Annotated in this window: 21 protein-coding genes; 11 read left to right on the top strand and 10 right to left on the bottom strand. The window is 65.0% G+C overall.

What is annotated here, in order from left to right; translation table 11 throughout:
• Window positions 1–28 precede the first annotated feature (28 nt).
• Window positions 29–667, top strand: coding sequence for a response regulator (locus GTP44_RS11895; RefSeq protein ID WP_160988922.1), 639 nt, complete (start codon window positions 29–31; stop codon window positions 665–667).
• Here the strand turns inward: GTP44_RS11895 and GTP44_RS11900 are convergent.
• From GTP44_RS11900 to GTP44_RS11915, 4 genes are read right to left on the bottom strand one after another with little or no spacing between them, the layout of a single operon-like run.
• Entirely contained in the window at window positions 664–1,320 is a 657-nt protein-coding gene (locus GTP44_RS11900; RefSeq protein ID WP_161019600.1) for a YoaK family protein, read from the bottom strand. The two genes, GTP44_RS11895 and GTP44_RS11900, sit on opposite strands and share 4 nt — an antisense overlap.
• Window positions 1,307–1,732, bottom strand: coding sequence for a DoxX family protein (locus tag GTP44_RS11905; RefSeq protein ID WP_161019601.1), 426 nt, complete (start codon window positions 1,730–1,732; stop codon window positions 1,307–1,309). Before GTP44_RS11905 ends, GTP44_RS11900 begins: the two co-directional genes overlap by 14 nt.
• Window positions 1,732–3,660 carry an amidohydrolase gene (locus GTP44_RS11910; protein ID WP_161019602.1) on the bottom strand — a complete coding sequence of 643 codons (1,929 nt, stop codon included), beginning with the start codon at window positions 3,658–3,660 and terminating at the stop codon, window positions 1,732–1,734. The genes GTP44_RS11905 and GTP44_RS11910 overlap by 1 nt, the downstream gene beginning before the upstream one ends.
• Window positions 3,661–3,924, bottom strand: coding sequence for a DUF1427 family protein (locus GTP44_RS11915; protein WP_202412649.1), 264 nt, complete (start codon window positions 3,922–3,924; stop codon window positions 3,661–3,663).
• Between the two features lie 164 nt (window positions 3,925–4,088).
• On the opposite strand from GTP44_RS11915, the gene GTP44_RS11920 reads away from it, so the two are divergent.
• Window positions 4,089–7,088 carry a ligand-binding sensor domain-containing protein gene (locus tag GTP44_RS11920; RefSeq protein ID WP_161019603.1) on the top strand — a complete coding sequence of 1,000 codons (3,000 nt, stop codon included), beginning with the start codon at window positions 4,089–4,091 and terminating at the stop codon, window positions 7,086–7,088.
• A 3-nt stretch (window positions 7,089–7,091) separates the two neighbouring features.
• Here GTP44_RS11920 and GTP44_RS11925 read toward each other — a convergent pair whose 3' ends face one another.
• Window positions 7,092–7,736: a response regulator gene (locus tag GTP44_RS11925; RefSeq protein ID WP_161019604.1), complete on the bottom strand. Its 645-nt coding sequence runs from the start codon at window positions 7,734–7,736 to the stop codon at window positions 7,092–7,094.
• A gap of 186 nt (window positions 7,737–7,922) precedes the next feature.
• Between GTP44_RS11925 and GTP44_RS11930 the strand changes: the two genes are divergently transcribed.
• The 9 genes from GTP44_RS11930 (at window position 7,923) to GTP44_RS11970 (ending at window position 17,988) form a co-directional block, all read left to right on the top strand.
• On the top strand, window positions 7,923–8,615 hold the full coding sequence (locus tag GTP44_RS11930; protein ID WP_160988916.1) for a LuxR C-terminal-related transcriptional regulator: 693 nt from the start codon (window positions 7,923–7,925) through the stop codon (window positions 8,613–8,615).
• An 88-nt stretch (window positions 8,616–8,703) separates the two neighbouring features.
• Complete coding sequence (locus GTP44_RS11935) at window positions 8,704–8,976, top strand: hypothetical protein (protein WP_229256306.1); 273 nt, start codon at window positions 8,704–8,706, stop codon at window positions 8,974–8,976.
• Window positions 8,977–9,047: 71 nt separating this feature from the next.
• On the top strand, window positions 9,048–11,150 hold the full coding sequence (locus tag GTP44_RS11940) for a TonB-dependent receptor (RefSeq protein ID WP_161019605.1): 2,103 nt from the start codon (window positions 9,048–9,050) through the stop codon (window positions 11,148–11,150).
• A 154-nt stretch (window positions 11,151–11,304) separates the two neighbouring features.
• Window positions 11,305–12,135, top strand: coding sequence for a rhombotarget lipoprotein (rhlP, locus tag GTP44_RS11945; protein WP_161019606.1), 831 nt, complete (start codon window positions 11,305–11,307; stop codon window positions 12,133–12,135).
• Window positions 12,113–12,625, top strand: a complete 513-nt coding sequence (rrtA, locus tag GTP44_RS11950) for a rhombosortase (protein ID WP_161019607.1) — start codon at window positions 12,113–12,115, stop codon at window positions 12,623–12,625. Before rhlP ends, rrtA begins: the two co-directional genes overlap by 23 nt.
• 47 nt (window positions 12,626–12,672) lie before the next feature.
• Window positions 12,673–15,066, top strand: coding sequence for a TonB-dependent receptor (locus GTP44_RS11955; RefSeq protein ID WP_161019608.1), 2,394 nt, complete (start codon window positions 12,673–12,675; stop codon window positions 15,064–15,066).
• Window positions 15,066–16,469 (top strand): serine hydrolase domain-containing protein, encoded by a 1,404-nt coding sequence (locus GTP44_RS11960; RefSeq protein ID WP_161019609.1) that lies wholly within the window; start codon window positions 15,066–15,068, stop codon window positions 16,467–16,469. Before GTP44_RS11955 ends, GTP44_RS11960 begins: the two co-directional genes overlap by 1 nt.
• A complete protein-coding gene (locus GTP44_RS11965; protein WP_161019610.1) occupies window positions 16,466–17,350 on the top strand; it encodes a MaoC/PaaZ C-terminal domain-containing protein in 885 nt (294 codons plus the stop codon). The genes GTP44_RS11960 and GTP44_RS11965 overlap by 4 nt, the downstream gene beginning before the upstream one ends.
• A gap of 62 nt (window positions 17,351–17,412) precedes the next feature.
• Window positions 17,413–17,988 carry an NnrU family protein gene (locus tag GTP44_RS11970; protein ID WP_161019611.1) on the top strand — a complete coding sequence of 192 codons (576 nt, stop codon included), beginning with the start codon at window positions 17,413–17,415 and terminating at the stop codon, window positions 17,986–17,988.
• A 17-nt stretch (window positions 17,989–18,005) separates the two neighbouring features.
• On the opposite strand, the gene GTP44_RS11975 is transcribed toward GTP44_RS11970, so the two are convergent.
• Genes GTP44_RS11975 through GTP44_RS11995 form a run of 5 tightly spaced genes read right to left on the bottom strand, consistent with a single transcriptional unit; the run spans window position 18,006 to window position 25,220 of the window.
• Complete coding sequence (locus tag GTP44_RS11975; RefSeq protein WP_161019612.1) at window positions 18,006–18,368, bottom strand: hypothetical protein; 363 nt, start codon at window positions 18,366–18,368, stop codon at window positions 18,006–18,008.
• Window positions 18,365–19,378 (bottom strand): GGDEF domain-containing protein, encoded by a 1,014-nt coding sequence (locus GTP44_RS11980; RefSeq protein WP_161019613.1) that lies wholly within the window; start codon window positions 19,376–19,378, stop codon window positions 18,365–18,367. Before GTP44_RS11980 ends, GTP44_RS11975 begins: the two co-directional genes overlap by 4 nt.
• 8 nt (window positions 19,379–19,386) lie before the next feature.
• Window positions 19,387–22,461, bottom strand: a complete 3,075-nt coding sequence (locus GTP44_RS11985; protein ID WP_161019614.1) for an efflux RND transporter permease subunit — start codon at window positions 22,459–22,461, stop codon at window positions 19,387–19,389.
• Window positions 22,462–22,473: 12 nt separating this feature from the next.
• Window positions 22,474–23,622, bottom strand: a complete 1,149-nt coding sequence (locus tag GTP44_RS11990) for an efflux RND transporter periplasmic adaptor subunit (protein WP_160988992.1) — start codon at window positions 23,620–23,622, stop codon at window positions 22,474–22,476.
• Window positions 23,623–23,660: 38 nt separating this feature from the next.
• A complete protein-coding gene (locus GTP44_RS11995; protein ID WP_371867209.1) occupies window positions 23,661–25,220 on the bottom strand; it encodes an efflux transporter outer membrane subunit in 1,560 nt (519 codons plus the stop codon).
• Window positions 25,221–25,352 lie beyond the last annotated feature (132 nt).

Raw genomic sequence — 25,352 nt, forward strand, 5'->3', positions numbered from 1 at the left:
CGTCAGCAAATTCTGTAGAATCGGTTGTATGGATATGAGTACTTCACCCCGCCCTATTTCCGTGCTCGTCGTCGACGATCACCCCTTGCTGCGCGCTGGCCTGACCGAGGCCATCTCCAGCCAGGGCGATATGCGCGTGGTCGGCGAAGCCGCCAACGGCCGCGAGGCCGTGGACGCCTACGGGCGTCTGCGGCCCGATGTCACCATCATGGATATCGCCATGCCGGAACTAAACGGGGTCGATGCGTTGCACGCCATCCGCCGCGAGCATAACCACGCGCGCGTGGTCATGCTTACCACCTACAAGGGCGACGCGCAGATCCTGCGCGCCGTGCAAGGCGGCGCCGCCGGTTTCCTGTTGAAGAGTACGCTGCGCAAGGATTTGCTGGACACGGTACGCGGCGTGCACATGGGGCAGCGCCGCATCCCGCCGGAGATCGCGATGGAACTGGCCCAGCACATGGGCCAGGGCCCGTTGAGCCCACGCGAAATGGAAGTGTTGAATTATGCGGCGAGTGGACATTCCAATCGCCGCATCGCCGAGCGCCTGACGATTTCCGAGGAAACCGTCAAGGCTCACATGAAAAACGTGCTGGCCAAGCTGGCCGCGAACGACCGCACCCACGCGGTGACGATCGCCCTGAAACGCGGGATTATCTCGATTTAATCCTTGGCCGCGAAGGCCAGCCACACCAGCAGCACGCACGGCAACAGCAGGCCGTGGAAGCCAGCGTAGAGAAAGGCCACGCCGCCCAGCATGCAGCCGGCGGCAAACGCCAGCACCGGCCAGGCCAGCTTCTTGCAGCGGCCGATCGCTTCCGGATCGCCGCGCAGCGAATCCACCATCTCGATCACCAGCGTCGTGACGTTGCCCGTCATGACGGTGGTGGCGGCGGTTTTACCCAGCAGCAGCTTGCCATAGCAGTTTTGCACCGCCATCGCGCCGGCGCACAGCATGCCGGTCAACAGCGTCAGTGGCGCCGAGGCTTCCACCACCGGCGCCGCATGCCATGCGCACAGCACCGTCGCCAGCATCATGAACAACTGGAACAGGAAGCTGTTGCGCAGCACCTTGCCGCCATTGCGCTCCCAGCGCAGAATCGCCAGCCGCGCCAGCGCGACGAACAGGATAAACACCGGGAACACCATCAACTTGATGGCGATCGTTTGCGATGGCTCGATCAGCCCGCGGCCGATCAGCACGAAGTTGCCCGTCACATGGGCCGTGAACAGGCCGAATAGCCCGACAAAGCCCAGCGTGTCGACGTAGCCCGCCAAAAAGCCCAAGGCCGCGCCTTGTTTGATATCACCGCGTTCCATTACTACCTTTCTGCAAATCGAGCCAGGCCACCAGCAGGAAGGCGCCGGTCAAACCCAGGTGCTCGAAAAAACTGTTCGCCGCCATGAAGCGCTCCTGGCCACCCATCTCCCAGAAACGATTGGCGAGGAAGGTGGCCATCAGCGTGAATACGCCGAGGAAGCCCGCGCCCAGCCAGCGGTAATAGCCAGTGAGGATGGCGACCGAGGCGCCCAGCTCCAGCGCGATCACCAGCGCCGCCCAAGGCGCCGCCGGCGACAGGCCGAAATGCCGCATCTCGCCGATGGCCGAGTTAAAGTCGGTCAGCTTGTTGATCCCACCCTGAAGATAGGCGGCACACAGCAGCAACAGACATACCCAGCGTATCCACGGCGCTTTTTGCGCCGTGGTCGTCACTATCGACGGGGTGTGCATCACACCGCCCAGCAGGCGCAACCCAGCGCGCCCCAGAAGCTCTTCAGGTCGGACACCGGCGCCTTGCTGCCCCACGAGTTGGCGTGCTGGTGGCCGTGCACATTGCAGTTGTTGGCGCAACCGCAGGCGGCGGCCTGCTGCTCGCGTTCACGCTTCTGCTGCAGCTGACGCTTTTCCAGTTCCTTCAGCGCGGCACGGCTGGTGCCCTGCTTCTCGCCCCAGCCGGCATAGCCGCCGAAACGACGCACCGGCGACCAGTCGGGCATGGCCGGCGGCGGCGGCAGATCATGGCTGGCGAAGGCGCCGGCCGCGTACACCACTTTGCCGCCAACCACGGTCAGCTCGGAGTTCAGGTCCCAGATTTCGCTTTCGGCGCAGGCGAAGAAGTCCTTGTCCGGCACGATCATGTCGGCCAGCTGACCGACCTGGATGCGGCCTTTCTTGCCTTCTTCATTGGAGAACCAGGTGGTGTTCTCGGTCCACATGCGCAGCGCGGTCTCGCGGTCCAGGCAATTGGCGCGCGGGTACAGCTGCGCGCCGCTGACGGTTTTACCGGTGATCATCCAGGCCAGCGACACCCACGGATTGTACGAGGCGACGCGGGTGGCGTCGGTGCCGGCCGAGGTTTTTACGCCGGCCTCGATGATTTTTTTAATCGGTGGCGTGGCCTCGGCCGCGCCGTGACCATAACGCTCGATGAAGTACTCGCCCTGGTAAGCCATGCGGTGCTGCACGGCGATACCGCCGCCCAGCGCGGCGATACGGTCGATCGACTGGTCCGAAATGGTTTCGGCGTGGTCGAAGAACCAGTTCAGGCCCTCCAGCGGGATATCCTGGTTGACGCGCTCGAACACGTCCAGCGCGCGGCTGATGGTTTCATCGTAGGTCGCGTGCATGCGCCACGGCCAGCGGTTTTGCGCCAGCACCCGCACCACGCCTTCCAGGTCGTCTTCCATATTGGCCGGCATGTCCGGACGCGGCTCGCGGAAGTCTTCGAAGTCGGCCGCCGAGAAGGTCAGCATTTCGCCGGCGCCGTTGTGGCGGAAGTAGTCGTCTCCCTGCTGGTACTTGACGCTTTGCGTCCAGTTCAGGAAGTCTTCCTTCTCCTGCTTGGGCTTTTGCGTGAACAGGTTGTAGGCCAGGCGCACGGTCAGCTGCTTTTCGTCCGACAGTTGCTGGATCACCTGGTAGTCTTCCGGATAGTTCTGGAAGCCGCCGCCGGCGTCGATCACACCGGTGATGCCCAGGCGATTCAGCTCGCGCATGAAGTGGCGGGTCGAGTTGACCTGGTATTCCAGCGGCAGTTTCGGGCCTTTCGCCAGCGTGGCGTACAGGATCGCGGCGTTCGGCTTGGCCAGCAGCAGGCCGGTCGGATTGCCCGAGCCGTCACGCAGAATCTGGCCACCCGGCGGTTCCGGCGTGTCCTTGGTGTAGCCGACGGCGCGCAGCGCGGCGCCGTTCAGCAGCGCGCGATCGTACAGATGCAGGATGAACACCGGCGTGTCGGGCGCCACGGCGTTCAGTTCCTCGATGGTCGGCAGACGTTTTTCCGCGAACTGGTGTTCGGTGAAGCCGCCCACCACGCGCACCCATTGCGGCGCCGGGGTGATGGCCACTTGTGCCTTCAGCATGGCCATGGCGTCGGCCAGCGAACGCACGCCGTCCCAGCGCAGCTCCAGATTGAAATTCAGACCGCCACGGATGATGTGGCAGTGGTTGTCGATCAGGCCTGGCAGCACACGCTTGCCGTGCAGGTCGATAACGCGGGTGTTCGGGCCGGCCAGCGCCATCACTTCATTGGCGCGGCCGACGGCGATGAACTTGCCGTCCTTGATGGCGACCGCTTCGGCGGTAGGATTGGCGCGGTCCAGGGTGGTGAACAGGCCGCGGTGCAGGATCAGGTCTGGCGTTTGGGTTGCTTGCGTCATTTAGATGCTCCGGTTTTCATCGGTTTTCTGCGCGGTTGGCAGTTGGCCAAAACAATGCGGTTTGACGTGGTCTTCGATCCACGACACTTTCGGCGCTTCCGGTTGCCACAATTGACGCAGCAGCGGCGGCAACTGTTCGCCCAGCAGCATGCCGAGCAGGCCAAGCAGCGCAATCACCGGCGGCGCCGGCGAACGCACATTGAGGAAGCCGTAGATCAGGCCGACCAGCAGGCCGACAGCTATCGATACGATATACATTTTCATGATTTAGCGTGACTCCAGGTAGTTAAATCGTGCGCACAGTGTAGTGACAGCCGCCGTTTTACACATCACCGGTATTGATTGATCCTTCCCCCCTCCTTTGGGGGGTGGCGGCCAGCGCCGGTACCGGTGCTAAAATTATCACATTCCTTACACCACCTGGATTTATGACGACCGCACGCGCATCCCGGCTCCTGCACGCCGCCGCATTGTGCGGCATGCTGTGCTTCACCACGGCACAGGCGCAGCAACCGGCGGCGCGCCTGCTCGAACAATTCACCCACACCGCGTGGGGCGCGCTCGATAGCGCGCCGGTCGATATCCTCAGTATCGCGCAGACCAGCGACGGCTGGCTATGGATGGCCGCCGGCACCGGCCTGTATCGCTTCGACGGCAAACGCTATGAGCGCATGGACAGCGTCGAAGGCCAAGCCTTGCTGTCGTCCAGCGTGCGCACGCTGTACGCACCGCCGGAAGGCGGATTGTGGGTGGGCTACCGCATCGGCGGCGGCATCAGCCACTTCCACAACGGCCAGGCGCGCCACTACACGGCCAGCCAGGGCTTGCCGGCCGGCGCCATCACCGGCATTGCCCGCGCGCCGGACGGCGTGCTGTGGGTGGCCGCGCGCGACGGCCTGGCGCGGCTGGCGGGCGACCGCTTCGTTGCTGTCGGCACGGAACAAGGCCTGCCGGCGCGGCGCGTGCGTCAGGTGCTGTTCGATAAAACCGGCCGCCAGTGGGCGACCATCCTTGGCGGCATTTACAGCCGCCCGAATACCGGCGCGCCGTTTCGTCCGGCCTGGCCGCGCGCCGACTTGAGAGCGCTGGCGCTGGCGCCGGACGGCACGCTATGGGCGTCCGACGGCGACAACTACTACCGCGTATGGGCCGAGGCGCCTCCCGGCGAGCCGGCCACCAGGCCCGTGCTGCGGGGCGCCAATATGTATTTCGACCGCGACGGCAACCAGTGGCTGTTCCGCGCCGGCGGTCTGGAACGGCGCGCCGCCGGTGGCAACGGCCCGCCGCAACCGCAGGACCTGAACGGCGGTCTGCCGCAAAGCTTCTTCCAGGACCGCGAAGGCAATGTGTGGATCGGGACGTCGGCCGGCCTGAACCGCTTCCGCCGCAACCGCCTTCTGACACTGCCTTTGCAAACCACCTTCAACCATCCGGCCATCGCGCCGGCCAATGGCGACGGTGTCTGGGCCGGCGACCGCCTCGGCGCATTGCACGCATTGGGGCCGGAGGGCAAGCGACGCCAGATGCCGTCCGCCAGCATCTCGGCACTGTCCCGCGATCCGGACGGCGAGCTATGGGCCGGCAACAGCGATAGCGTTTGGAACGTGACGGGCAAGCGCGCACAACGCTATCCGCTGCCGCCGGAGGCGCGGAGCTACGAGGTCCAGGCCATGAGCCGCGCGGCCGGCGGCTGCCTGTGGGTGTCGGTGGTCCGCGAGGGCCTGTACTTGCTGAAGGACGGCGTCTGGCGACGGCAACCCGCGTTACCGCCGCCGTCGCCCGACATGGCAGACCAGTTTCCCACATCGCTGATCGAAGGCGCGGACGGTGCGCTGTGGGCCGGTTACATGCGCAACCACATCGCGCGCCTGCATGACGGCCATGTCACCGTCTACGGCGCGCCGCAGGGACTGGAACTGGGCAATGTGCTGACGCTCCACCGCAGTGGCACGCAACTGTGGGCGGGCGGCGAACGTGGCGTGGCCTGGTTCGACGGCACGCGCTTCATCCCGCTGCGTGGCGTACAGGGCGAGACGTTCCGCGGCGTGTCCGGCATCGCCCGCAGCACGGCCGGCGACCTGTGGCTGTTCGGCACCGAGGGACTGAGCCGCGTCAGCGCGGAGCAAGTGCGGCTGGCCGTGCTCACGCCCGGCCGCGCGGTCGATTACGAACGCTTCGACGCCCACGACGGTTTGCCGGGCGCCGCCTCGCAGCTGCGCCCCATGCCCTCGCTGGTGCTGGCTGACGACGGCCTGCTGTGGATGGCATCGGCCAACCGCGTCAACTGGATCAATCCGGCGCGGATCGCGCGCAATCCGGTGCCGCCGGCGGTACTGGTGCAGGAACTGGTGGCCGGCGAACAGCGTTACAGCCCGCAGCCAGGCCTGCAACTACCTGAATCCACCGACCATCTGCGCATCGACTACACGGCGCTGAGCCTGAGCGTGCCGGAACGCGTGCGCTTCCGCTACCGGCTCGATGGCGTGGACCGCGACTGGCAAGACGCCGGCGCGCGCCGTCAAGCGTTCTACACCAACCTGAGTCCGGGCGATTACCGCTTCCGCGTGCTGGCGGCCAACGAGGACGGCGTGTGGACGCCGCGGGAAACCACGCTGACCTTCAGCATTCCTCCCACCTTCGTCGAAACCCTGTGGTTCAAGCTGGTGTGCACGGCGGCCGTCGCCGGGCTGCTATGGCTCATCTACCGACTGCGGCTGCGTCATGTCACACGCCAGTTGCGCAGGCGGCTGGAGGTCCGCGCCGATGAACGCGAACGCATCGCCCGCACGCTGCACGACACGTTCCTGCAAAGCGTTCAGGGCCTGATGCTGCGCGTGCAGACGCTGCTGCGCCGCCTGCCGCCGGACAGCGATGCCTATCAGTTGGTGGAAAAAATCTTGAATCAGGCCGACCAGGTGATCGCTGAAGGCCGCAACCAGGTGCGCGGCCTGCGCGGCGAGCAGACGCCTCTGAACGACCTGCCTCAGATGCTGGGCGAACTCGGAAAGGCGCTGCGCGAGGAACATGCGGCCAACTTCGCGCTGATCGTGACCGGTCAGAAAACGCCGTTCACCGAGGAGGCCCGCGCACATCTGTACCACATCGGCCACGAAGCGCTGCTCAACGCCTTCCGTCACGCGGGCGCCAGCCGCATCGAGCTGGAACTGGGTTACGCCGTCAACAGCTTCACGCTGCGCGTGCGTGACGATGGCGGCGGCATCGGCGAGCAGGTGCTGGCAAACGGCGGGCGCCCCGGCCACTGGGGCCTGCCCGGCATGCGCGAACGGGCGCTGAAGATCGGCGCGGCGCTGGAGCTGTGGTGCCGCGCCGGCATGGGCACCGAGGTGCGGGTGTGCGCGCCGGGATCGGTGGTGTATCGGCGCAGGCCAAGCGCGCTGCGGCGCTGGCTGCGGCGGGAAGCGGCGTAGTGGCTAAACCACGCCGCAGGTATGCAGGTCAAGGATGCCGCGCTCGATCGCCAGCGTGACGGCGTGGGTGCGGTCGCTGGCATTGAGCTTGGCCAGAATGCTCTTCATGTGGACCTTGACGGTTTCCTCGGAAATCGCCAGGTGCATGCCGATGCGCTTGTTGCTCTGGCCTCCGGCCACCAGCTGCAGCACTTCCACTTCGCGCTTGCTCAGCGCACCCTCATGCCAATGTTCGGCGATGCCGCTGGCCACCACCGGCGGAATGCTGCTGCGGCCTTCGTGCACGCAGCGGATGGTCGCCAGCAGCTCCTTGCGCAGCATGCTCTTGAGCAGATAGCCGGCCGCGCCGGCGGCAATCGCGCGCTGCGCCAGCACGTCGCCCTCGTAGGTGGTCAGCACCACGATGCGGGCGTCGGGGAATTCCTTGCGGATGGCGAGCGTGGCGTCGATGCCGTTCATCTCGGGCATCTGGATATCCATCAGCGTCACGTCGGGCTTCAGGCGCCGGTAGGCTTCCACCGCCTGCACGCCGTTGGTCGCCTCCTCCACCAGCAGCATGTCTTGCTCGTCGGCGATCACGCTGGCGATACCTTCGCGGAACATGGGATGGTCATCCACGCTCAGGATGGTGATAGGTGCGGGATTCATGGGATTTTTTGGTTGAAGTTCGGCGTTATGGCTGCAAGCATGCCATGTACGCAAGGTATTGGCTATACCTCCATATGGTTAGGTCAATCCTCCCGGATCGGGGCGTGGCAAAAATGGCAGGAGAGATTAATCTTCAACCCATCATCGCCATCAAGCGACACCCGCTTTTAATTCAAGGAGAGTCACATGCGTATGGATAACCGTTCCTGGCCACAGGCCAGCGCCGGCAGCACCAACGGCATCGTCCTGCAAGGCGAAAAGGTGAACGTGCTGATCGCGCACGCCGACGCCATCGTCAGCGCCGGCCTGGCAGCGCTGCTCGGCACACACAGCGACCTGCAGATCACCGTTGCCGGCGCCGACCAGGCCACCGCGCCGGTCAACGCCGACGTGCTCATTCTCGATCACCGCAACGGCCTGGAACACATGCGACGCAGCGCCGCCGCCCACCACGGCGACAACCAGCCGCCGCGCGTGCTGATCGTCACCCAGCTGGAACGCGAATGGGAGGTGCGCACCGCCATGATGGCCGGCGTGCATGGCTACCTGCTGCAACACTCGGACACCGAACAGCTGCTGACCGCCGTGCGCACACTGAGCCGCGGCATGCGTTACCTGAGCCCGGAACTGAGCCGCTGCGTCGCCGACAGCTTCACCCGCATCGGCCTGACCAGCCGCGAGACCGACGTGCTGCAGCTGCTGGCGCAGGGCCAGTGCAACAAGTCGATCGCGCGTGAACTGGGCATCGGCGTCGGCACGGTGAAAACCCACGTCAAGGGCCTTTTTGACAAGCTTGGCGCAACGGCACGCACCCACGCGGTGGTGCTGGCCACGCGCCGCGGCCTGGTGGGCGAATCCTATTCAAATCAACCACACTGATAGCCCCGATCCGTTGTAAAATCCGGGGATGAACCACCGGAACATCAATCGCAGCGCGGCACATCGCCAGACACGTTATCAACGCGTCATGATGTTGTTCGTCCTGCTGTTCCTGGCGGTGCAGCTGTTTGGCGTGGCGGCACACAAGCACGACTACGCCCAGCACGAACCCGATTGCGCCGCGTGCGTCATCGCCGACATGCCCGCCGGCGGCGTGCCGCCGGTAACGGTATCGGTCGCGCCGATGGCGCCGCCAAGCGCGCTGCCAGTGCTGGCGCCAGCCCGCGTGGTGCGCGCCGCGCAAACCAACTATCTGACCCCGCCTTCCCACGCGCCACCCGGCGTTGCTGTTTTCTCCTGATCGCTACTTGTTGCGCGGCCCCTCCGTGGGCCGCCCGGCATCGTCACGCCCGAATATTTTAAGGATTTAACATGCAACTCCGTACCCTGCCGCTGCTGCTGGCCACCATTTTCTCCGCTCACCAAGCCTTCGCCGACGACAACGACGTCATACCACAAGTGGATGTCACCGCCGCCCACCTGAAAAGCGCGCGCATCGATTTGTCGCCAAATGTCGGCACCACCATCTACAGCATCGACAGACACATGGTCGACCAGTTGGGCCAGGGCGATAACACGCCGTTCAACGAAGTGCTGCTGCGCCTTCCGGGCGTGAGCCAGGATTCCAAGGCCTCCGGCTCGATCCACGTGCGCGACGATCACGCCAATGTGCAGTACCGTGTCAACGGCGTGCAGTTGCCGGAGTCGATCAGCGGCTTCGGTCAGTCGATCGACACGCGCTTTGTCGAATCGACCGACTTCATTACCGGCGCGCTGCCGGCGCAATTTGGCCTGCGCACCGCCGGCATCGTCGATATTCAGACCAAGGAAGGCCAGCCGCAATCCGGCGGCCGGGTCGGCGTGCTGGTGGGCAGCCACGATCACGTGCAGCCCAGCGCGGAATTCTTCGGTACTCAGGGCGCCTTTAACTACTACCTGTCCGGCAGCTACCTGTCGAATAATCTCGGCATCGAGAATCCGCTGCCGACCCGCAACGCGCTGCATGACGAAACCAGACAAGCCAAATCCTTCGGCACGCTGTCCTACTTCCTGGACGACAATACCCGCCTGGGCCTGATGTTCGGCACCTACAATGGCCGCTTCCAGATTCCGAACAATCCGGACCAGCAGCCGGCGTTTGCCGTCACCGGCGCCACCGCGCCGGCCTCGTCGCAACTGGATGAGCGCCAGCGTGAGGTGAACCGCTTCCTGGTGCTGTCGCTGCAAAAGAGCGTCGGCGACCTGAATTACCAGCTGTCCGGCTTCCACCAGTATTCGGAACTGCATTACACGCCCGACCAGATCGGCGATCTGGCCTACAACGGCGTCGCCTCCGACACGCTGCGTTCGAACACCGCCAACGGCGTGCAGTTCGACGCCAGCTACAAGCTCAATAGCGCGCACACGCTGCGCACCGGCCTGGCCTACACGCGCCAGACCACGCACAGCGACAACACCGTCGGCGTGTTCGACGTGAACGACGACGGCACCCAAGCCAGCACCGATCCGCGCACCATCATCGACAACAGCAGCAAGACCGGCAAGCTGTCCAGCGTCTACCTGCAGGATGAATGGCATATCAGCGCGCCGCTGACGGTCAACTACGGTGTACGCTTCGACAAGGTGGACGCCTTCGTCAGCGAACAGCAATGGAGCCCGCGCGTCAACGTCGCCTATCAGTTGGACAAGGGCACGGCGCTGCACGCCGGCTACTCGCGCTACTTCACGCCGCCGCCGCAGGAACTGGCGGCGCAGTCGAGCATCGACAAATACGCGGGCACCTCGAACGCGCCGGAGGTGGCGGTATCGGACAACGTCAAGTCCGAGCGCACCAACTACTATGATATCGGCCTCAGCCACCAGTTCACCAGCGCGCTGACGGTAACGGCGGACGCCTACTACAAGAAGATCCGCAACATGCTGGATGAAGGCCAGTTCGGCCAGGCGCTGATCCTGTCGCCGTTCAACTACGACCGTGGCTATGCCAAGGGACTGGAGCTGTCGGCGATTTACAGCCAGAAGAACTGGGGCGGCTTCCTCAACGTCACCACGCAGAAGGCCGAGGCCACCAACATCACCTCCGGCCAGTCGCTGTTCGGACCGGACGAACTGGCCTACATCGCCAACCACTACATCCACGTCGATCACGATCAGACCGTGACGGCATCGGGTGGCGCGCACTACCACTGGGGTGATTCGCAGATCAGCGGCGACGTCCTGTACGGCAGCGGCCTGCGCCTGACGCCGGACGGCGGCGGGCCGAACTCGGGCCACCTGCCGCACTACACCACCGTCAACCTGGCGCTGACGCACACGTGGAAAGCCACGCCGGTGGGCACCGTCGAGGGCCGCCTGGCCCTGGTCAACGCCTTCGACAAAGTGTACCTGCTGCGCGACGGCTCCGGCGTCGGCGTGGGCGCCCCGCAATACGGCGAACGCCGCTCGGTGTACGCCGGCATCTCAACCAGCTTCTGAGCCTGGCCTACGTCGTTCCCAAGAAATTGGGAACGACGTGGCCAAGTCCACCGCGCCGGTACTGTCTGCGGCGGATGCTGATACCTTGATCAACAGTGTTTTGCGATTCAATCTTGTCTGTTTATACTCACGGTCTTCAAGTGAGGAGAGACCTATGAGATTTATGAAAGTCCTGGCGATCGTCATCGCTGCCGCGACATTGAGCAGTTGCGTCGCGTGGCGCAGTCCAACTGGCGCCAAGCAAACCGGCAGCATCGTCGATTATCTGTACCCGGACGCGAAAACCCCGCCGGAGATGACGCCGACCGTGGTCAAATTGCGGCCGCCGGTCAAGGTGGGCATCGCCTTCGTGCCCGGCGCGAACTGGAACAGCGGTCTGCCGGAAGCAGCGAAGATCAAACTGCTGGAGCGCGTGCGCGACTCCTTCTCCAAGCACGAATACATCGGCAAGATCGAAATCATCCCCTCGCAGTACCTTAGGGCCAAGGGCGGCTTCACCAATCTGGAACAGGTGGCGCGCATGTTTGACGTGGAAGTCGTCACCCTGGTCTCCTACGACCAGGTGCAGTTCAACGACAGCAACGCGCTGTCGGTGCTGTACTGGACCATCATCGGCGCCTACGTCGTGCACGGCGAACAGTACGACGTGCAGACCATGGTCGATGCCGCCGTATTCGACGTCAAGAGCCGTCAACTGCTGTTCCGCGCGCCGGGCACCAGCCGCGTGAAGGGCAGCGCCAGCCTGTCGGGCATTAGCGAAAAAGCACGCCAGGCCGGCGGCGAGGGCTATGAGCGCGCCGTCGACCAACTGATTCCGGCGCTGCAAACGGAGCTGGACAACTTCCGTGAGCGCATCAAGAACAATGCCGCGTACAAGGTCGAAAACAAGGCCGGCTACAAAGGCGGCGGCGCCATGGGCTGGATCAGCCTCGCAATGGCGATGCTGCTGGGCGGCGTGGCGTATGGCGTCAACCGCCGTCGCTGAGCTACTGGAATTCGACCGCCACGCGATACTGGCGGGCGAAATCTGGCGCTTGTGGACCGCCCATCTGGTCCACTATTCGGCGCAGCACGCGCTGATCGATGGAGCCACCGCGCTGGTGGCGGGCGCCATCGCCCTTCCGGCACTGGGCTGGCGGCGTCTGTGCCTGACGCTGGCGCTGGCCATGCCCCTGATCAGCACCGGCCTGCTGCTGCTTGCCCCTGATTGCCTGGTCTATCGTGGCGCCTCCGGCATCGCCGTGCTGCTGGTGGTGTTGGCGGCGCGCGTGCTCTGGCCGCGCGCCGGTACCATGGCGCGCAGCACCCTGCTGCTACTGGCGGTCGCGCTGCCCGGCAAGATCGCCGCCGAAGCCCTGGGCTATGCGGCGCCATGGTCAGACCTGCCCGCCGACGTGCGCGTGGTCTGGCAAGCGCACCTGCTGGGCGCCATTCTCGCACTGATGATCAAGCTATCCCCTTCCCACAAGGTCTGAGTGTAGGCATAATTCCTTCGATCTGAAAGATCGCAAGGAAAAATGACATGAACACGCAGCGCACCATCGTCGCCGCAAGCCTGGCTACGGCTTTTCTCGCGCCGGCGGCATGCGCCGCCGACGAGGTGCAGTCCGTGGTGGTCACCACGCAGTCGCGCAAACAACTGGCGCAGGATGTGCCCATGACCATGCAGGTCATCTCCAGCAGGGATATCCAGGCCGTCGGCGCCAAGGACCTGGCGGACCTGAACGGCTACATTCCCGGGCTGACGGTCGACGCCATCGAACCCACCCAGCCCTCGTTCGGCATCCGCGGTGTGCAGACAGGCGACTTCGGCATCGCCACCGATTCCCCGGTCGGCATCTATGTTGATGGCATCTACACCGGCAAGACCGGTGGCGCGCTGATGAACTTTATCGACGTGCAGCACATTGAAGTGGTCAAGGGACCGCAAGGCACGCTGTTCGGCCGTAACAGCGCGGCCGGCGCCATCGCCATCACCAGCAATGAGCCGGTGTACAAGGAGGAGGCGGAGGCTAGCGTCAAGCTGGGGCGCTTCGGCCGCGCCGATGCGAATGTGATGATCAACGCGCCCGTTTCCGACAGCACCGCCGTGCGCATCGCCGCGGTACGCAACGGCAGCGAGGGCTGGGCCGACAATACCGCCACCGGCAAAAAATCCGGCGGCGACAAGGACTGGGCCACGCGCGTGTCGCTGCGGCAGGACTTCGACGCCGCCAAGGTGATCCTCTCGTGGGAGCATGAGCGCATGGAGCAGTATGGACGTCCAGCCTTCGGCGTGGTCAAGAATCCGGCGCTGCCGCTGGGCGGCTATCGCGGCGTGTACGATGCGGCCTATGTCGCCAACTTCGTCAACCCGCTGGAAGCGCCGCTGTCCAACGACCAGCAAGGCAGCGAGGGCCGCGAATTTAACGGCGCGACGCTGCGTGTCGAGGCGCCGCTGGCAGGCATGACCTTCAATTCCACCACCGGCTGGCGGCGCTTCAACACCCACGACCTGACCGACAATGACGGCACCGCGCGCCCGGACCTGCATCTGAACACCCAGGACGCCAAGCGCGCGCGCAGCTTTCAGCAGGAGTTCAAGCTGTCCGGCCAGACCGCAAAGCTGGACTGGGTGGCGGGCCTGAGCTTCTACCACAACAATGAGCACCAACGTGCCGGCGCCTACGTCACCACCGGCACGCTGGACACCTTGAGCCGGTTCGCCGGCGGTCAGCCGAATTTCGCCATGCTGTTCGGCGGGTTGGCGGCGGCCGGACTGCCCGGCATCAGCGCGGATACGGTGTTCCCGTGGGATGAAAACCAGGACAGCGATATGCGCGCGCGCTCCGCTTCCATCTACGGCGACACCATCTGGCATCTGACACCGCAGACCAACGCCACCATCGGTCTGCGCTACAGCCGGGACGAGAAACGGATGACGTGGCATGTGCCCGCGCGCGTCTCACCGCAGCTGGATGATTTTCTGAACCGCTTCGGGCCGCTGGCGGGCCTGAACGCTTCAAGCTTTCCATCGAATGTGATCTTCAACACCGCCGCCGAACTGGCGGCGGTGCCGGTGACGCGCGAAAAAGCGTGGACCGACTGGAGCCCGCGCCTGGTGCTGGATCATAAGCTGAACCAGGACACGCTGCTGTTCACGTCCCTGTCGCGCGGCTATCAGGCCGGCGGCTTCAATGTGTTCACGCCGCCGAATCCGGCCTCGCCCACCAGCACCGGCCGAGACCCGAGCTTCTCGCCGGAGAAGATGACCAACTTTGAAGCCGGCGTCAAACTGTCGCTGCCCAAGCTCGACGCCATGATCAACGCCTCGCTGTTCGCCTACAAATTCAAGAACCTGCAGGACATTCAGCTGTACAGCGTGGGCACGATACCGACCTATAACGTGATTACCAGCGACCAGAAGGCGCACGGCCTGGACGTCGACGGCCGGATTCACCTGTCGCCGCGCGTGGCGCTGTTCGGTGGTTTTGAGTACATAGACCAGAACTACACGCGTTATCAGCGACTGGACGCGGACGGCCATGTGGCGCTGGATCTGAGCGGCCAGCCGGTGGGCACGCCGCGCCTGACGGCCATGGCTGGCGTCAACCTGAACTGGGAGACGGAACGGGGCCGCGCCAGCGTCAACTTCCAGGGCACGCATGCGACGGCGCAGCGCTGCAACAGCGACACGGCGGCGCTGGAGTGCCTGCGCACGGCGACGTTGAAGACCGGCACCGCCACCAGCAAGTTCGATTTGCGCGTGGGCTGGGATAGTCCGGATTCGCGCTACGGCGTGGCGCTGATCGTGAATAATGTGTTCGACCAGCGTTATATATTGTCGTTGGCGGGTCAGACCAAGCAGTATGGCGCGCCGTATTCCAACATCACGCCGCCGCGCACAATCGGCGTCGAATTCAGGGCTGGCATGTAATGGCGTCAAAAATCGGATTGACCGCCGCCGCGGTGGTGTTGATTGTCGCGGGCGGCGTGGCGACGCTGGCGGTGCGGCCACCGGAACTGCTGAAGGTCGGCGCCAACTTCGGCGCCAAGATCGTCTGTTCGAATGTGTTTATCGCCGGCCGCGATGGCCAGACGGTGCTGGCCGACGATGTGCAGGCGCCGGGCCATCCGGCGCTGAAGTATCTGAAGGTGAGCGTGGACCAGCAGCGCAAGACCGTGCGCGCGCAGTTCTTTGGGTTTATCGGTGATGGCATGGCGGTGTACCGTCCGGGCACCGGCTGTGCGGCGGTGCCCGATGGCGATGTGGCGCTGGCGTCGCGGTATCAGTTCAAGCCGATTCCGATCTGGGCGCCCTCGCCCAATGTGCCATGGCCTACAGGCGCGCTGGCGGAAACTAATCCGGCGGTGCAGGCCTTGCTGGAGCAGGATGCGCTGGCCGGACCGGGCATGCGCGGCATGGCGGTGATTCATCGCGGGCGCCTGATCGCGCAGCGTTATGGCGCCGGCTTCTCCGCCGCCACGCCGCTGCTGGGATGGTCGATGACCAAGACGGTGACGGCGGCGCTGGTGGGCATGCAGGTCGCGGACGGCAAGTTGTCGCTGCAACGTAGCGGCTTCTGGCCGCAAGACGATCCGCGCGCGCGGATCACGGTGGCGCAGCTGATGTCGATGACCAGCGGCTTGCGCTACAACGAGGCTTACGGCGATGTATCGGATGTGACACGCATGCTGTACCTGGAACCGGACATGGCGGCGTTCACGGCGGCGCAACCAGCGGAGGCCGCGCCGGGCAGTAAGTGGAATTATTCAAGCGGATCGACGGTGCTGTTGTCGCGCATCTGGCAGCGCGCCGCCGCTGGCGATGCGGCCGTGCAGGGCCCCGACGCCACCTCGGCCGGCATCCTGGCGCTGCCGCATAACCGTTTGTTCGCGCCGCTGGGCATGAACAGCGCGGTGATGGAAGCAGACGCGCGCGGCAATCTGGTCGGCTCCAGCTACATGTATGCGAGCACGCTGGATTGGGCGCGCTTCGGCCAGTTCCTGCTGCAGGACGGCGAGTGGCAAGGCAAACACATACTGCCGGATGGTTTTGTCGACGGCATGCGGGAGGTGGCGCCGGCGTCGAATGGGCAATATGGGCAGGGACAGGTATGGCGCTGCGGGCCGGCGGGCGATACGCCCGAAGGACAAAATCCGGACGCACGCTTCCAGCTGCCGGCCGACACCTACTGGATGCAGGGGCATGACGGCCAGTCGATCGCCATCGTGCCATCGCAACAGTTGGTGGTGGTGCGGCTTGGCCTGACGCCGCGCCGCTTGCTGTATCAGCCGCAGCCGCTGCTGGCGGCGGTCGTGAATTCGGTTCAGCAATGAACGGCGTGCCGTATCGCCTGCTGCGCCATCAGATGCCGATGCTGCTGACCGGCGCGCGCGTGGTCGGCCACACGCTGCTCAATGCGATGATCCCGGCATCGCGGCCGCCGGCGGATCGTGGCTTGGCGGAAGCGGTGGCGCGTGTGATCGCTGCGCCGCCGGCGGCGCTGGTGGATGCGTACCGCGCATGGGCCGACGCGAGTGGACCGGCGGACGAGCTGCCGCCGCATATGGTGTCGCAATGGAGCTTGCCGCTGGTCGCTGAACTGCTGCTACGCTTGCCCTTCAAGCTGACCAGCGTGATCAACCAGGGCGTCGGCCTGCGCGTCCACGGACCGCTGCCGCGCAACGTGCCGCTGCACGTCAGCGCCGCCGTCGAGCAGATCGTGGAAACGTCCGGTCGCATCAAGGTCGTGGTGGCGGTGATCACCGGCACCGCGCAGCGGCCATCACTGGTGGAAGCCAGGCTGCATATGAGTTTTCTGCTGCCCGGCCCACGCGCGGCTCGCAACGCGCGTGAAAGCACGGACGAGCCGCAATGGGCCAGCGCCGGCCAGTGGCAGGCCGACGCCCGCGACGGCCTGCGCTTCGCGCTGCTGACCGGCGATTTCAATCCGATCCACTGGTGCGGCCCGCTGGCGCGGCGTTCGGTCTTCCGCGGCCTGGTGCTGCACGGCTTTGGCAGTTTCGTGCGCAGCTACGAGGTGCTGCGGCGCCACGGCCTGCGATGCAACGATATCGACGTTCGCTTCGTCAAACCCGTGCCGCTGCCCTGCTCCGCGCTGTCGGTGCAGATCGCGCCGGTGGACGCGGAGGGCTGGCGCGCCATCAGGCTTGCCGGCGCCGGGGATGCCATCCACTTGACGGGGAAATTGCGCTAGCGACGTTGCGGCAGGAAGCCACCCGGTGTATCGTCACGCAAAACCAACCAAAGGGAAGCGCAATGACGATACTCATACTGGGCCTGATCATATTCCTCGGACTGCACTCGATTCGCGTCGTCGCCGAAGACTGGCGCAACGCCACCCGCGCGCGCGTCGGCCTGAACACCTGGCGCGCCATGTACTCGGTGATCTCGATTACCGGCCTGCTGCTGATTATCTGGGGCTACGGCGTGGCGCGCGAGGCGCCCATCGTCATCTGGACGCCGCCGCCGGCCACGCGCCACATCGCCGCACTGCTGGCGGTCATCGCCTTCATCTTCATGGCTGCCACCTACATCCCGCGCAACGGCATCAAGGCCAAACTGCACCACCCGATGACCATCGGCGTCAAAACCTGGGCGCTGGCCCACCTGATCGCCAACGGCACGCTGCACGACATTCTGCTGTTCGGCGGCTTCCTGGTCTGGGCCATCCTGCTGTTCCGCGCCTCCCGCCAGCGTGACGCGGCGCTGGGCGTCCGCTACCCGGCCGGCAGTGGCGCCGCCACCGCCTTGACCATCGTCGCCGGTGTCATCGGTGCCGGCGTGTTCGCCATGTGGCTGCATTTGCCGCTGATCGGCGTGCGCCCGTTCTAGCCAACCCCCTGGTCACATCAGCGACACTTGCCGCGAGCGACGGCGGCGATGATCCACGGCAGCGAGTACGGCCCCACCACGGCGATAGGGCCGATCTGGGCCGGCTGGAGTTTCAGCGCATCCTCGTGCAGACAGTCCGGAACCCTGGCCTGCTCGAATGCGGCGTTCATGCGGTTGCTGATCGCGTCGGCGCGGATTGTGCCGGCGTCGGGATTTTTCACCGGCGCGGGGCGCGGGTCTTCAGCGATGGTCTCACGGACCGCCTTCCTGATCACTTCATCGGTCAGTACCGGCGCCAGAAGTTCGTCCGCCGGCTTGGGTGGCGGCTCGGACGCCGCTTGCGTGGTGGCCGCGAACAATAATGCCGCGACCAGCATCATGACGCCACCCGCACCGCATTGCGGCCACCTTGCTTGGCCGCGTACAGCATTTTGTCGGCGCTCGCCAGCCACTCGGCCGGCGTCTGCCGCTTGTCCATGTAAGCCACGCCCACCGAGATGGTGATCGGATGGCCTTCCAGCAGCGTGGCCGAGGCCACCGCCGCCCTCAGTCCCTCCGCCAGATGCGCGGCCGCGCTCAAGCCGGCACCGCTGGCGATGATGGCGAACTCCTCGCCGCCATAGCGGAAGATGCGGTCAGACGAACGCGTATGCGCCCGCATCAGCTCCGCCAACTGCTTGAGCACCTTGTCACCGGCGGCGTGGCCGTGCTGGTCGTTGACCTGTTTGAAGTGATCCAGGTCCAGCAGCAACAGACTCGCCTCCAGCTGCGGTCTGCGTTCCTGCGCATGCTCCAGCAGTTTGCGGTCCAGCGCCCGGCGGTTGCCGACGCCGGTGAGGAAATCCAGTTCCACCGCGGTGTGCAGGCGCTGCGTGGTCAGGCCGGTGCGGTAAGCGAATACGTAAGCGAAAAGATTGACCAGGCCAACGGTGACGATAATGGTGGACAGATTCACCAGTGTCATTTGCCCGAACAACATCACCACCAGCAGCACCAGTCCAACACCGTTGATCGCCACCGCGTGTATCGGCCGCACCACGAAATAAGCGGCGATCATGGTCGGATACACCCAGTACACCAGCGATACGCCGCGCAGATAGACCACGGCGACCATGCCGGCCGAGTAGACAATGGTCACCACCAGGCCGGCCAACTGATAGCGCCCGGTGCGCCAGACATGCACGATGACTGCCGACATGGAGGCCACCAGCGCCATGTCGACCGCCGCCGTCGACCAACTACCCTGCAGCAGACGGTAAATACCGAATGGCAGAATACTCATGATCGTCAGGCCGCACAGCAGCATCAGGATCACTTCCTCCTGTTGCCGCTGGCGTCCGCCCGACAACCAGCGCCAGCGACCGGCGCCGGATTTGCCGCCACCTTCCATCGCCGTGCTCAGTGAGCCGCCTGTGGCGCGGGTTCTGCCGGCGGCAGCTTAGCCGGTTGGGTTTCGGCCTTATGCTCGCCCGCCAGCCACATATACATCGCCGGCACCACGAACAGCGTGAACAAGGTGCCGATCGACAGGCCGGTGAAGATCACCAGGCCCATGGCGTGACGGCCGGCGGCGCCGGCGCCCGAGGCGATCACCAGCGGGATCACGCCGAACACCATGGCGGCGGTAGTCATCAGAATCGGACGCAGACGGGTGGCCGATGCCTCCTCGATCGCCTCGCGCTTGGACTTGCCGGCCGCGCGCAGATGGTTCGCCACCTCGACGATCAGAATGCCGTGCTTGGAGATGAGGCCCATCAGCGTCACCAGCCCCACCTGCGTGTAGATGTTGATCGAGGCGAAGCCGAGGAAGATAAAGGTCATCGCCCCGAACAGCGCCATCGGCACCGAGAACAGGATCACGACCGGGTCGCGGAAGCTCTCGAACTGCGCCGCCAGCGCCAGGAACACGATGATCACCGCGAACAGCATGGTCACCACGAAGCCGCCCGATTCCGCCGCGTACTGGCGCGATTCGCCGGAGAAGTCGGCCGTGTAGCCCGACGGCGCCACTTGCTTCAGCGTGTCGCGCAGGTACTGCTGGATGTCGCCCTGCGACGAACCGGTCACACCGGAAATGGTGGCGGAGTTCAACTGCTGGAAGCGGGTGATCGATTCCGGCTGCACGCTGTACTTGATGCTGGCCACGGTGCTGGCCGGGATCATATCGCCGCTCGGCGTTTTGATGTAGAAGTTCAGCACATCGTCAGGATTCAGGCGGTCCACCTGCTGCACTTGCGGGATCACCTTGTACGAACGGCCGGCGATCGAGAAGTAGTTGACGTAGCCGCCGCCCAGCGCGGCCGCCATGGCGTTGCCGAAGTCCTGCTGCGTCAGGCCGAGCGTGGCCAGCTTGTCGCGGTCCACCTCCACCTTGGCTTGCGGGGTATCGATCTTCAGGTCGACGTCGACGAAATAGAACTTGTTGTCCGCCTGCGCCTTGGCCAACACCGCCTGCGCCACCGTGTTCAGATTCTCGAAAGGCTCGGTGGTGGTGATCACGAACTGCACCGGCAGGCCCGAGCTGCCCGGCAGCGCCGGGAACTGGAATGCCGCCACGCGGCCGCCGGCGATGTGGTTCCACTTGGCCTGCAACTCGGTCTGGATTTCGTGCGCCGAGCGCGAACGCTTGTCCCACGATTTGAACAGCACACCGCCGATACCGGCATTGGTGGTCGGCACGCCGGTGATCTGGAACATCTGCTCATATTCCGGCAGCGATTTGGCGACATCGAAAATCTGCTTGGCGTAGGCCTGCATCTGGTCCGAGGTAGCGGTGGGCGCGCCCACCACCTGCGACAGCACGATGCCCTGGTCCTCTTCCGGCGCCAGCTCCGACTGCGACATCTTGAACTGGATGATCAACAGGCCGAACACGATAACGCCGAACACAATCAGCACCGCCCAGGTGTCGAGCAGGCTATGCAACACGCGCAGATAGCCGTTGTGCACCTTCTCGAACACGCGGTCGATGGCCTTGACGAACTTGCCCTCGTCCTGCTTGGGATCGAAGAAATGGCCGCACATCATCGGCGACAAGGTCAGCGCGACGATGCCGGACACCGCCACCGCGCCAGCCAGCGTGAACGCGAATTCGGTGAACAGCGCGCCGGTCAGGCCGCCCTGGAAGCCGATCGGCACATACACCGCGATCAGCACCACCGTCATCGCCAGAATCGGGCTACCCAGCTCGCGTGCGGCCTGGATGGCGGCGTCCATCGGCTTCATGCCCGCCTTCATGTGGCGGTCGACATTCTCCACCACGATAATCGCGTCGTCCACCACCAGGCCGATGGCCAGCACGATGGCCAGCAGCGTCAGCAGGTTGATCGAATAGCCGAACATCAGCATCACGAAGAAGGTGCCGATCAGCGACAGCGGCATGGCCACCACCGGCACGATCACCGCGCGGAAGCTGCCGAGGAACAGATAGATCACCACCGTCACGATCACCAGCGCTTCCACCAGCGTTTTCACCACCTCGTCGATCGAGGTGTTGATGAACTCCGTCGAGTCGTAGACGATTTCGCCGGTCAGGCCGGTCGGCAGCTGCGATTTGATACCGGGGAAGGCTGCGCGCACGCGCTTGGCCACGTCCAGGATGTTCGCGTCCGGCGCCACCTTGATACCGATGAACACCGAGCGCACGCCGCTGAAGGCGACGTTGAAATCATAGTTCTCCGATCCCAGCGTGACGTTGGCGATATCCTCCAGGCGGACGATGGCGCCGCCCTCCTGCCGGACGGCCAACTGCCTGAACTCCTCCACCGTGTGCAGGTCGGTGCCGGCGGTCAGCGGCACGGTCACCGCCTGGCCCTTGGTCGCCCCCAGGCCGGCCAAGTAATTGTTGGACGCCAGCGCCGCGCTGACTTCCGCTGCCGTGACGCCGTGCGCCGCCATCTTGCCGGCATCCAGCCACGCGCGCAGCGCAAACTGGCGCGCGCCCAGCAGCTCGGCGGTCTGCACGCCCTGGATCGAATCGAGCTTCGGCTTGACCACGCGCGCCAGGAAGTCGGTCACGTTATTGGTCGGCAGCGTGTCGCTGTAGAAGCCCATGTACATGGCGTCGGTGGTCTGGCCGGTCTGCACCGTCAGCACCGGTTGCTGCGCCTGTTGCGGCAGCTGGTTCTTCACCGAGTTCACCTGCGTGGTGATCTCGGTCAGCGCGCGGTTGGAATCGTAGTTCAGGCGCAGCGTGGCGGTAATCGTCGACACGCCGCTGTTCGACGACGACGACAGGTAATCGATGCCCTGCGCCTGCGCGATGGCCGATTCCAGCGGCTGCGTGATAAAGCCGGCCACCGTGGCCGCATCCGCGCCGTAGTAGGTGGTGGAGATGGTCACCACCGCGTTCTGCGTCTTCGGATACTGGTTGATCGGAAGACTGAACAGCGAGCGCAGGCCCAGCACGATGATCAGTAAACTGATCACGCTGGCCAGCACCGGCTTTTTAATGAAGATATCGGTAAAGTTCATGGCGCTTTATCCTCACTTTTCCTGCGGCGTAGGATTCGGGCTGTTGGCCGGTTGCACCTTGTTGTCGATGGTCGCCGGCATGCCGTTCTTCAGTTTCAGCTGGCCGCTGGTGACCACGGTCTGGCCTTCCTTCAAGCCGGTGAGGATCGCCACCTGGTCCCCGCGGGTCGGGCCGGTGGTGACAAACACCTGCTGCGCCACCGGATAAGGCTGGCCTTTGTCATCCTTCAGCGCGTCCTTGGCCGCCTCGCCGGCCGGCGGCGCCAGCACGAACACGGTGGACCCATACGGGTTGTAGGTGATGGCGGTCTGCGGCAAGGTCAGATATTTTTGCAGCGCGCCCTGATCCAGGCTGACATTGGCGAACATGCCCGGCAGCAGCTGGCGCTTGGCGTTCGGCACGGTGGCTTGCACTTGCACGTTACGGGTGGCCGAATCGACTTTAGGGCTGATCGACGTGACCTTGGCCGCGAAGCCGACGCCCGGCCAGGCATCGCTGGTCAGGTTCATCTTCTGGCCGATGGACAGCTGCGACAGCTGCTTTTGCGGCACGAAGAAATCGACATACACGGTGTCGATGGTTTGCAGCGTCACCAGCTTGTCGCCGGGATTGAGGTACTGGCCCGGATTGATCGCGGTGATCCCCAGCTTGCCGGCGAACGGCGCGCGGATGGTCTTCTTGTCGACGGCGGCCTTCTGCTGCGCGACCAGCGCCTGCTTGCTCTTCAGGTCCGCCTCATCGGCGTCCACCTGCGCCTGCGAGATAGCTTGCGCCGCCAGTTGCAGCTTGTCGCGTTTCAGCGTGGTCGCGGCCAGGTCGGCGGCCGCCTGCAGCGAGCGCAGTTGCGCCACGTCGGTGTCCGCGTTCAGCTCGAACAACACCTGCCCCGCCTTCACCTCGTCGCCCGACTTGAAGCGCACCTCGCGCACCAGGCCGGCGATCTCGGTGGTCACATCGACGCCGCGCACTGGCGCCAGCGTGCCGACCGACGACAACTGCGGCTGCCATTCGGCCGTCTGCACCTTGACGGCGGTGACCACCTGCGCGGCCGGCTTGGGCGCGCTGGCGATCAGCTTTTTAATCTGTAGGAACTTGCCGAAGGCGAGGACGGCGATCAGTAAAATGACGCCCCCCACCATGATGAGCATACGCTTGGTCATCGGTCGCTTGGCCATGAATCGTTCTCCTGCTTTTCAAGTTATTGGTTAGTGCGATTAGTGCGCTCGGTGCCATACGGCGCGGCGGCGGATACCGCCGTGGCGGCCGGGACGCCGTTGGCGCGATTCCACCAGCCGCCGCCCAGCGCCTGGAACAGCGCGGCCGTATCGGCGTAGCGGGCGGCTTGCGCCTGCACCAGATTGATATGGGCTTGCTGGAAACTGCGCTGCGCGTCGAGCAGCACCAGATAGCTGATGCCACCGAGCTGGTACTGCTGCTGCGCCAACGTCAGCGTTTCCTGGGCCAGCGCCTCGGCTTCCGCCTGCGACTTCAGCGCCGCTGCGTCGGCATCGAGCGCGCGCAGCGTGTCGGCCACGTTCTGGAAGGCCGTCAGCACGGTGGCGCGATACTGCGCCGCCGCCGCGTCGTAGGCCGCTTCCGCCGCGCGGCGCTCGGCGCTCAATGCGCCACCGTTGAAGATCGGCTGCGCGATGCCGGCGGCCAGGCTCCAGGCGGTGGTCTGGGCGTCGAACAGTTTGCCGAAGCTGCCGGCCGAGGAGCCATAACTGCCGCTCAGCGTGAACTGCGGATACTGCGCCGCCGTCGCCACGCCGATGGCGGCGCTGGCCTGGTGCAGCAGCTCCTCGCTGGCGCGGATGTCGGGCCGCTGGCGCACCAGCGCGGACGGCAGCGACACCGGCAACTGCTCCGGCAAGGTCAACGACGCCAGCGTGAACTGCGGCATGCCGCCCTCGCCCGGCAGCTTACCGGCCAGCACGGACAACTGATGCTGCGCCGCCGCCAATGCCTTCTCCAGCGGCGCGATGGTGGCGTTGATTTGCGCCACCTGATTGCGCTGGCTGAGCAGCGTGGTGCGCGGCACCGCACCATATTCAAACTGCTTCTCGATGACGTTCTGCTGTTTGCTCAGCGCATCGAGCACTTCGCGCGTGGCCTGCAACTGCGCGCGCAGCGAGGCTTCCTGAACCGCGGTGGTGACCACGTTGGCGCTCAGCGTCAGATAAGTCGCCTCGACCTGGAAGCGCTGATAGTCGATCGCCGCCTGCGCGCCTTCCAGCGTGCGCCGGGTGCCGCCGAAGACGTCCGGCGTGTAGGCCACGTTGACCGAGGCGTTGTAGACGTTGTACACGCCGGCCGCGGCGCCGGCGGTGGTGACGCTGGTCTTCTGCCGCGCCGCGCCCACTTGCGCGTTCACCGACGGATAGACCAGGTTTCCCGCCCGCGCGTTATAGGTTTCCTGCGCCTGCCGCAGCGTCGCTTCGGCGGCGGCCATGTTCGGGTTCTGCGCCAGCGCGCCGCGTATCAACTGGTCCAGCGCCGGGGAGCGGAACAGCGTCCACCACTGCGCCGGTATTTCCTGGTCCATGGCGAAGCGCTGCGCCGCGCCGCTGACGCCGGCCGCGGAGGTGGTCTGTGCCGGCAGCGGGGTCGGGGTGTAGCTGTCGCCGGCGTTGGCCGGGGCGGGGGGTGATTTGAAGTCCGGGCCGAGCGCGCACCCGTTAAGGCCCGCAGCGCACAACGCCGCGACGCCGACCCGTAAAGCCAGCGTATTGAATTGCATGATGATCCGTTTTGTCACTGCAGTCTCCTGCGACCGTTGCGAATATAAAGTACATGGCATATTCGCATTTTTTCCTGATCCGGTGTGGGTTTATTGCCATGCAGCGATAAAAAAACGGGCCTTGCCATCTCTGGCAAGGCCCGTTCATGT

The sequence above is a fragment of the Duganella lactea genome (assembly GCF_009857505.1).
In the GTDB taxonomy this organism is placed as follows: Bacteria; Pseudomonadota; Gammaproteobacteria; order Burkholderiales; family Burkholderiaceae_D; genus Rugamonas; species Rugamonas lactea.

What these genes read in the sequence shown, in the direction of transcription:
- GTP44_RS11930 (WP_160988916.1), top strand. Translation starts at nt 7,923, where the DNA reads ATGCGTATGGATAACCGTTCCTGGCCACAGGCCAGCGCCGGCAGCACC.
- GTP44_RS11965 (WP_161019610.1), top strand. Translation starts at nt 16,466, where the DNA reads ATGAACGGCGTGCCGTATCGCCTGCTGCGCCATCAGATGCCGATGCTG.
- GTP44_RS11960 (WP_161019609.1), top strand. Translation starts at nt 15,066, where the DNA reads ATGGCGTCAAAAATCGGATTGACCGCCGCCGCGGTGGTGTTGATTGTC.
- GTP44_RS11940 (WP_161019605.1), top strand. Translation starts at nt 9,048, where the DNA reads ATGCAACTCCGTACCCTGCCGCTGCTGCTGGCCACCATTTTCTCCGCT.
- GTP44_RS11905 (WP_161019601.1), bottom strand. Translation starts at nt 1,732, where the DNA reads ATGCACACCCCGTCGATAGTGACGACCACGGCGCAAAAAGCGCCGTGG.
- GTP44_RS11925 (WP_161019604.1), bottom strand. Translation starts at nt 7,736, where the DNA reads ATGAATCCCGCACCTATCACCATCCTGAGCGTGGATGACCATCCCATG.
- GTP44_RS11900 (WP_161019600.1), bottom strand. Translation starts at nt 1,320, where the DNA reads ATGGAACGCGGTGATATCAAACAAGGCGCGGCCTTGGGCTTTTTGGCG.
- GTP44_RS11920 (WP_161019603.1), top strand. Translation starts at nt 4,089, where the DNA reads ATGACGACCGCACGCGCATCCCGGCTCCTGCACGCCGCCGCATTGTGC.
- GTP44_RS11935 (WP_229256306.1), top strand. Translation starts at nt 8,704, where the DNA reads ATGATGTTGTTCGTCCTGCTGTTCCTGGCGGTGCAGCTGTTTGGCGTG.
- GTP44_RS11910 (WP_161019602.1), bottom strand. Translation starts at nt 3,660, where the DNA reads ATGACGCAAGCAACCCAAACGCCAGACCTGATCCTGCACCGCGGCCTG.
- rrtA (WP_161019607.1), top strand. Translation starts at nt 12,113, where the DNA reads ATGGCGTCAACCGCCGTCGCTGAGCTACTGGAATTCGACCGCCACGCG.
- GTP44_RS11990 (WP_160988992.1), bottom strand. Translation starts at nt 23,622, where the DNA reads ATGACCAAGCGTATGCTCATCATGGTGGGGGGCGTCATTTTACTGATC.
- GTP44_RS11895 (WP_160988922.1), top strand. Translation starts at nt 29, where the DNA reads ATGGATATGAGTACTTCACCCCGCCCTATTTCCGTGCTCGTCGTCGAC.
- GTP44_RS11970 (WP_161019611.1), top strand. Translation starts at nt 17,413, where the DNA reads ATGACGATACTCATACTGGGCCTGATCATATTCCTCGGACTGCACTCG.
- GTP44_RS11975 (WP_161019612.1), bottom strand. Translation starts at nt 18,368, where the DNA reads ATGATGCTGGTCGCGGCATTATTGTTCGCGGCCACCACGCAAGCGGCG.
- GTP44_RS11915 (WP_202412649.1), bottom strand. Translation starts at nt 3,924, where the DNA reads ATGAAAATGTATATCGTATCGATAGCTGTCGGCCTGCTGGTCGGCCTG.
- GTP44_RS11980 (WP_161019613.1), bottom strand. Translation starts at nt 19,378, where the DNA reads ATGGAAGGTGGCGGCAAATCCGGCGCCGGTCGCTGGCGCTGGTTGTCG.
- GTP44_RS11955 (WP_161019608.1), top strand. Translation starts at nt 12,673, where the DNA reads ATGAACACGCAGCGCACCATCGTCGCCGCAAGCCTGGCTACGGCTTTT.
- GTP44_RS11985 (WP_161019614.1), bottom strand. Translation starts at nt 22,461, where the DNA reads ATGAACTTTACCGATATCTTCATTAAAAAGCCGGTGCTGGCCAGCGTG.
- rhlP (WP_161019606.1), top strand. Translation starts at nt 11,305, where the DNA reads ATGAGATTTATGAAAGTCCTGGCGATCGTCATCGCTGCCGCGACATTG.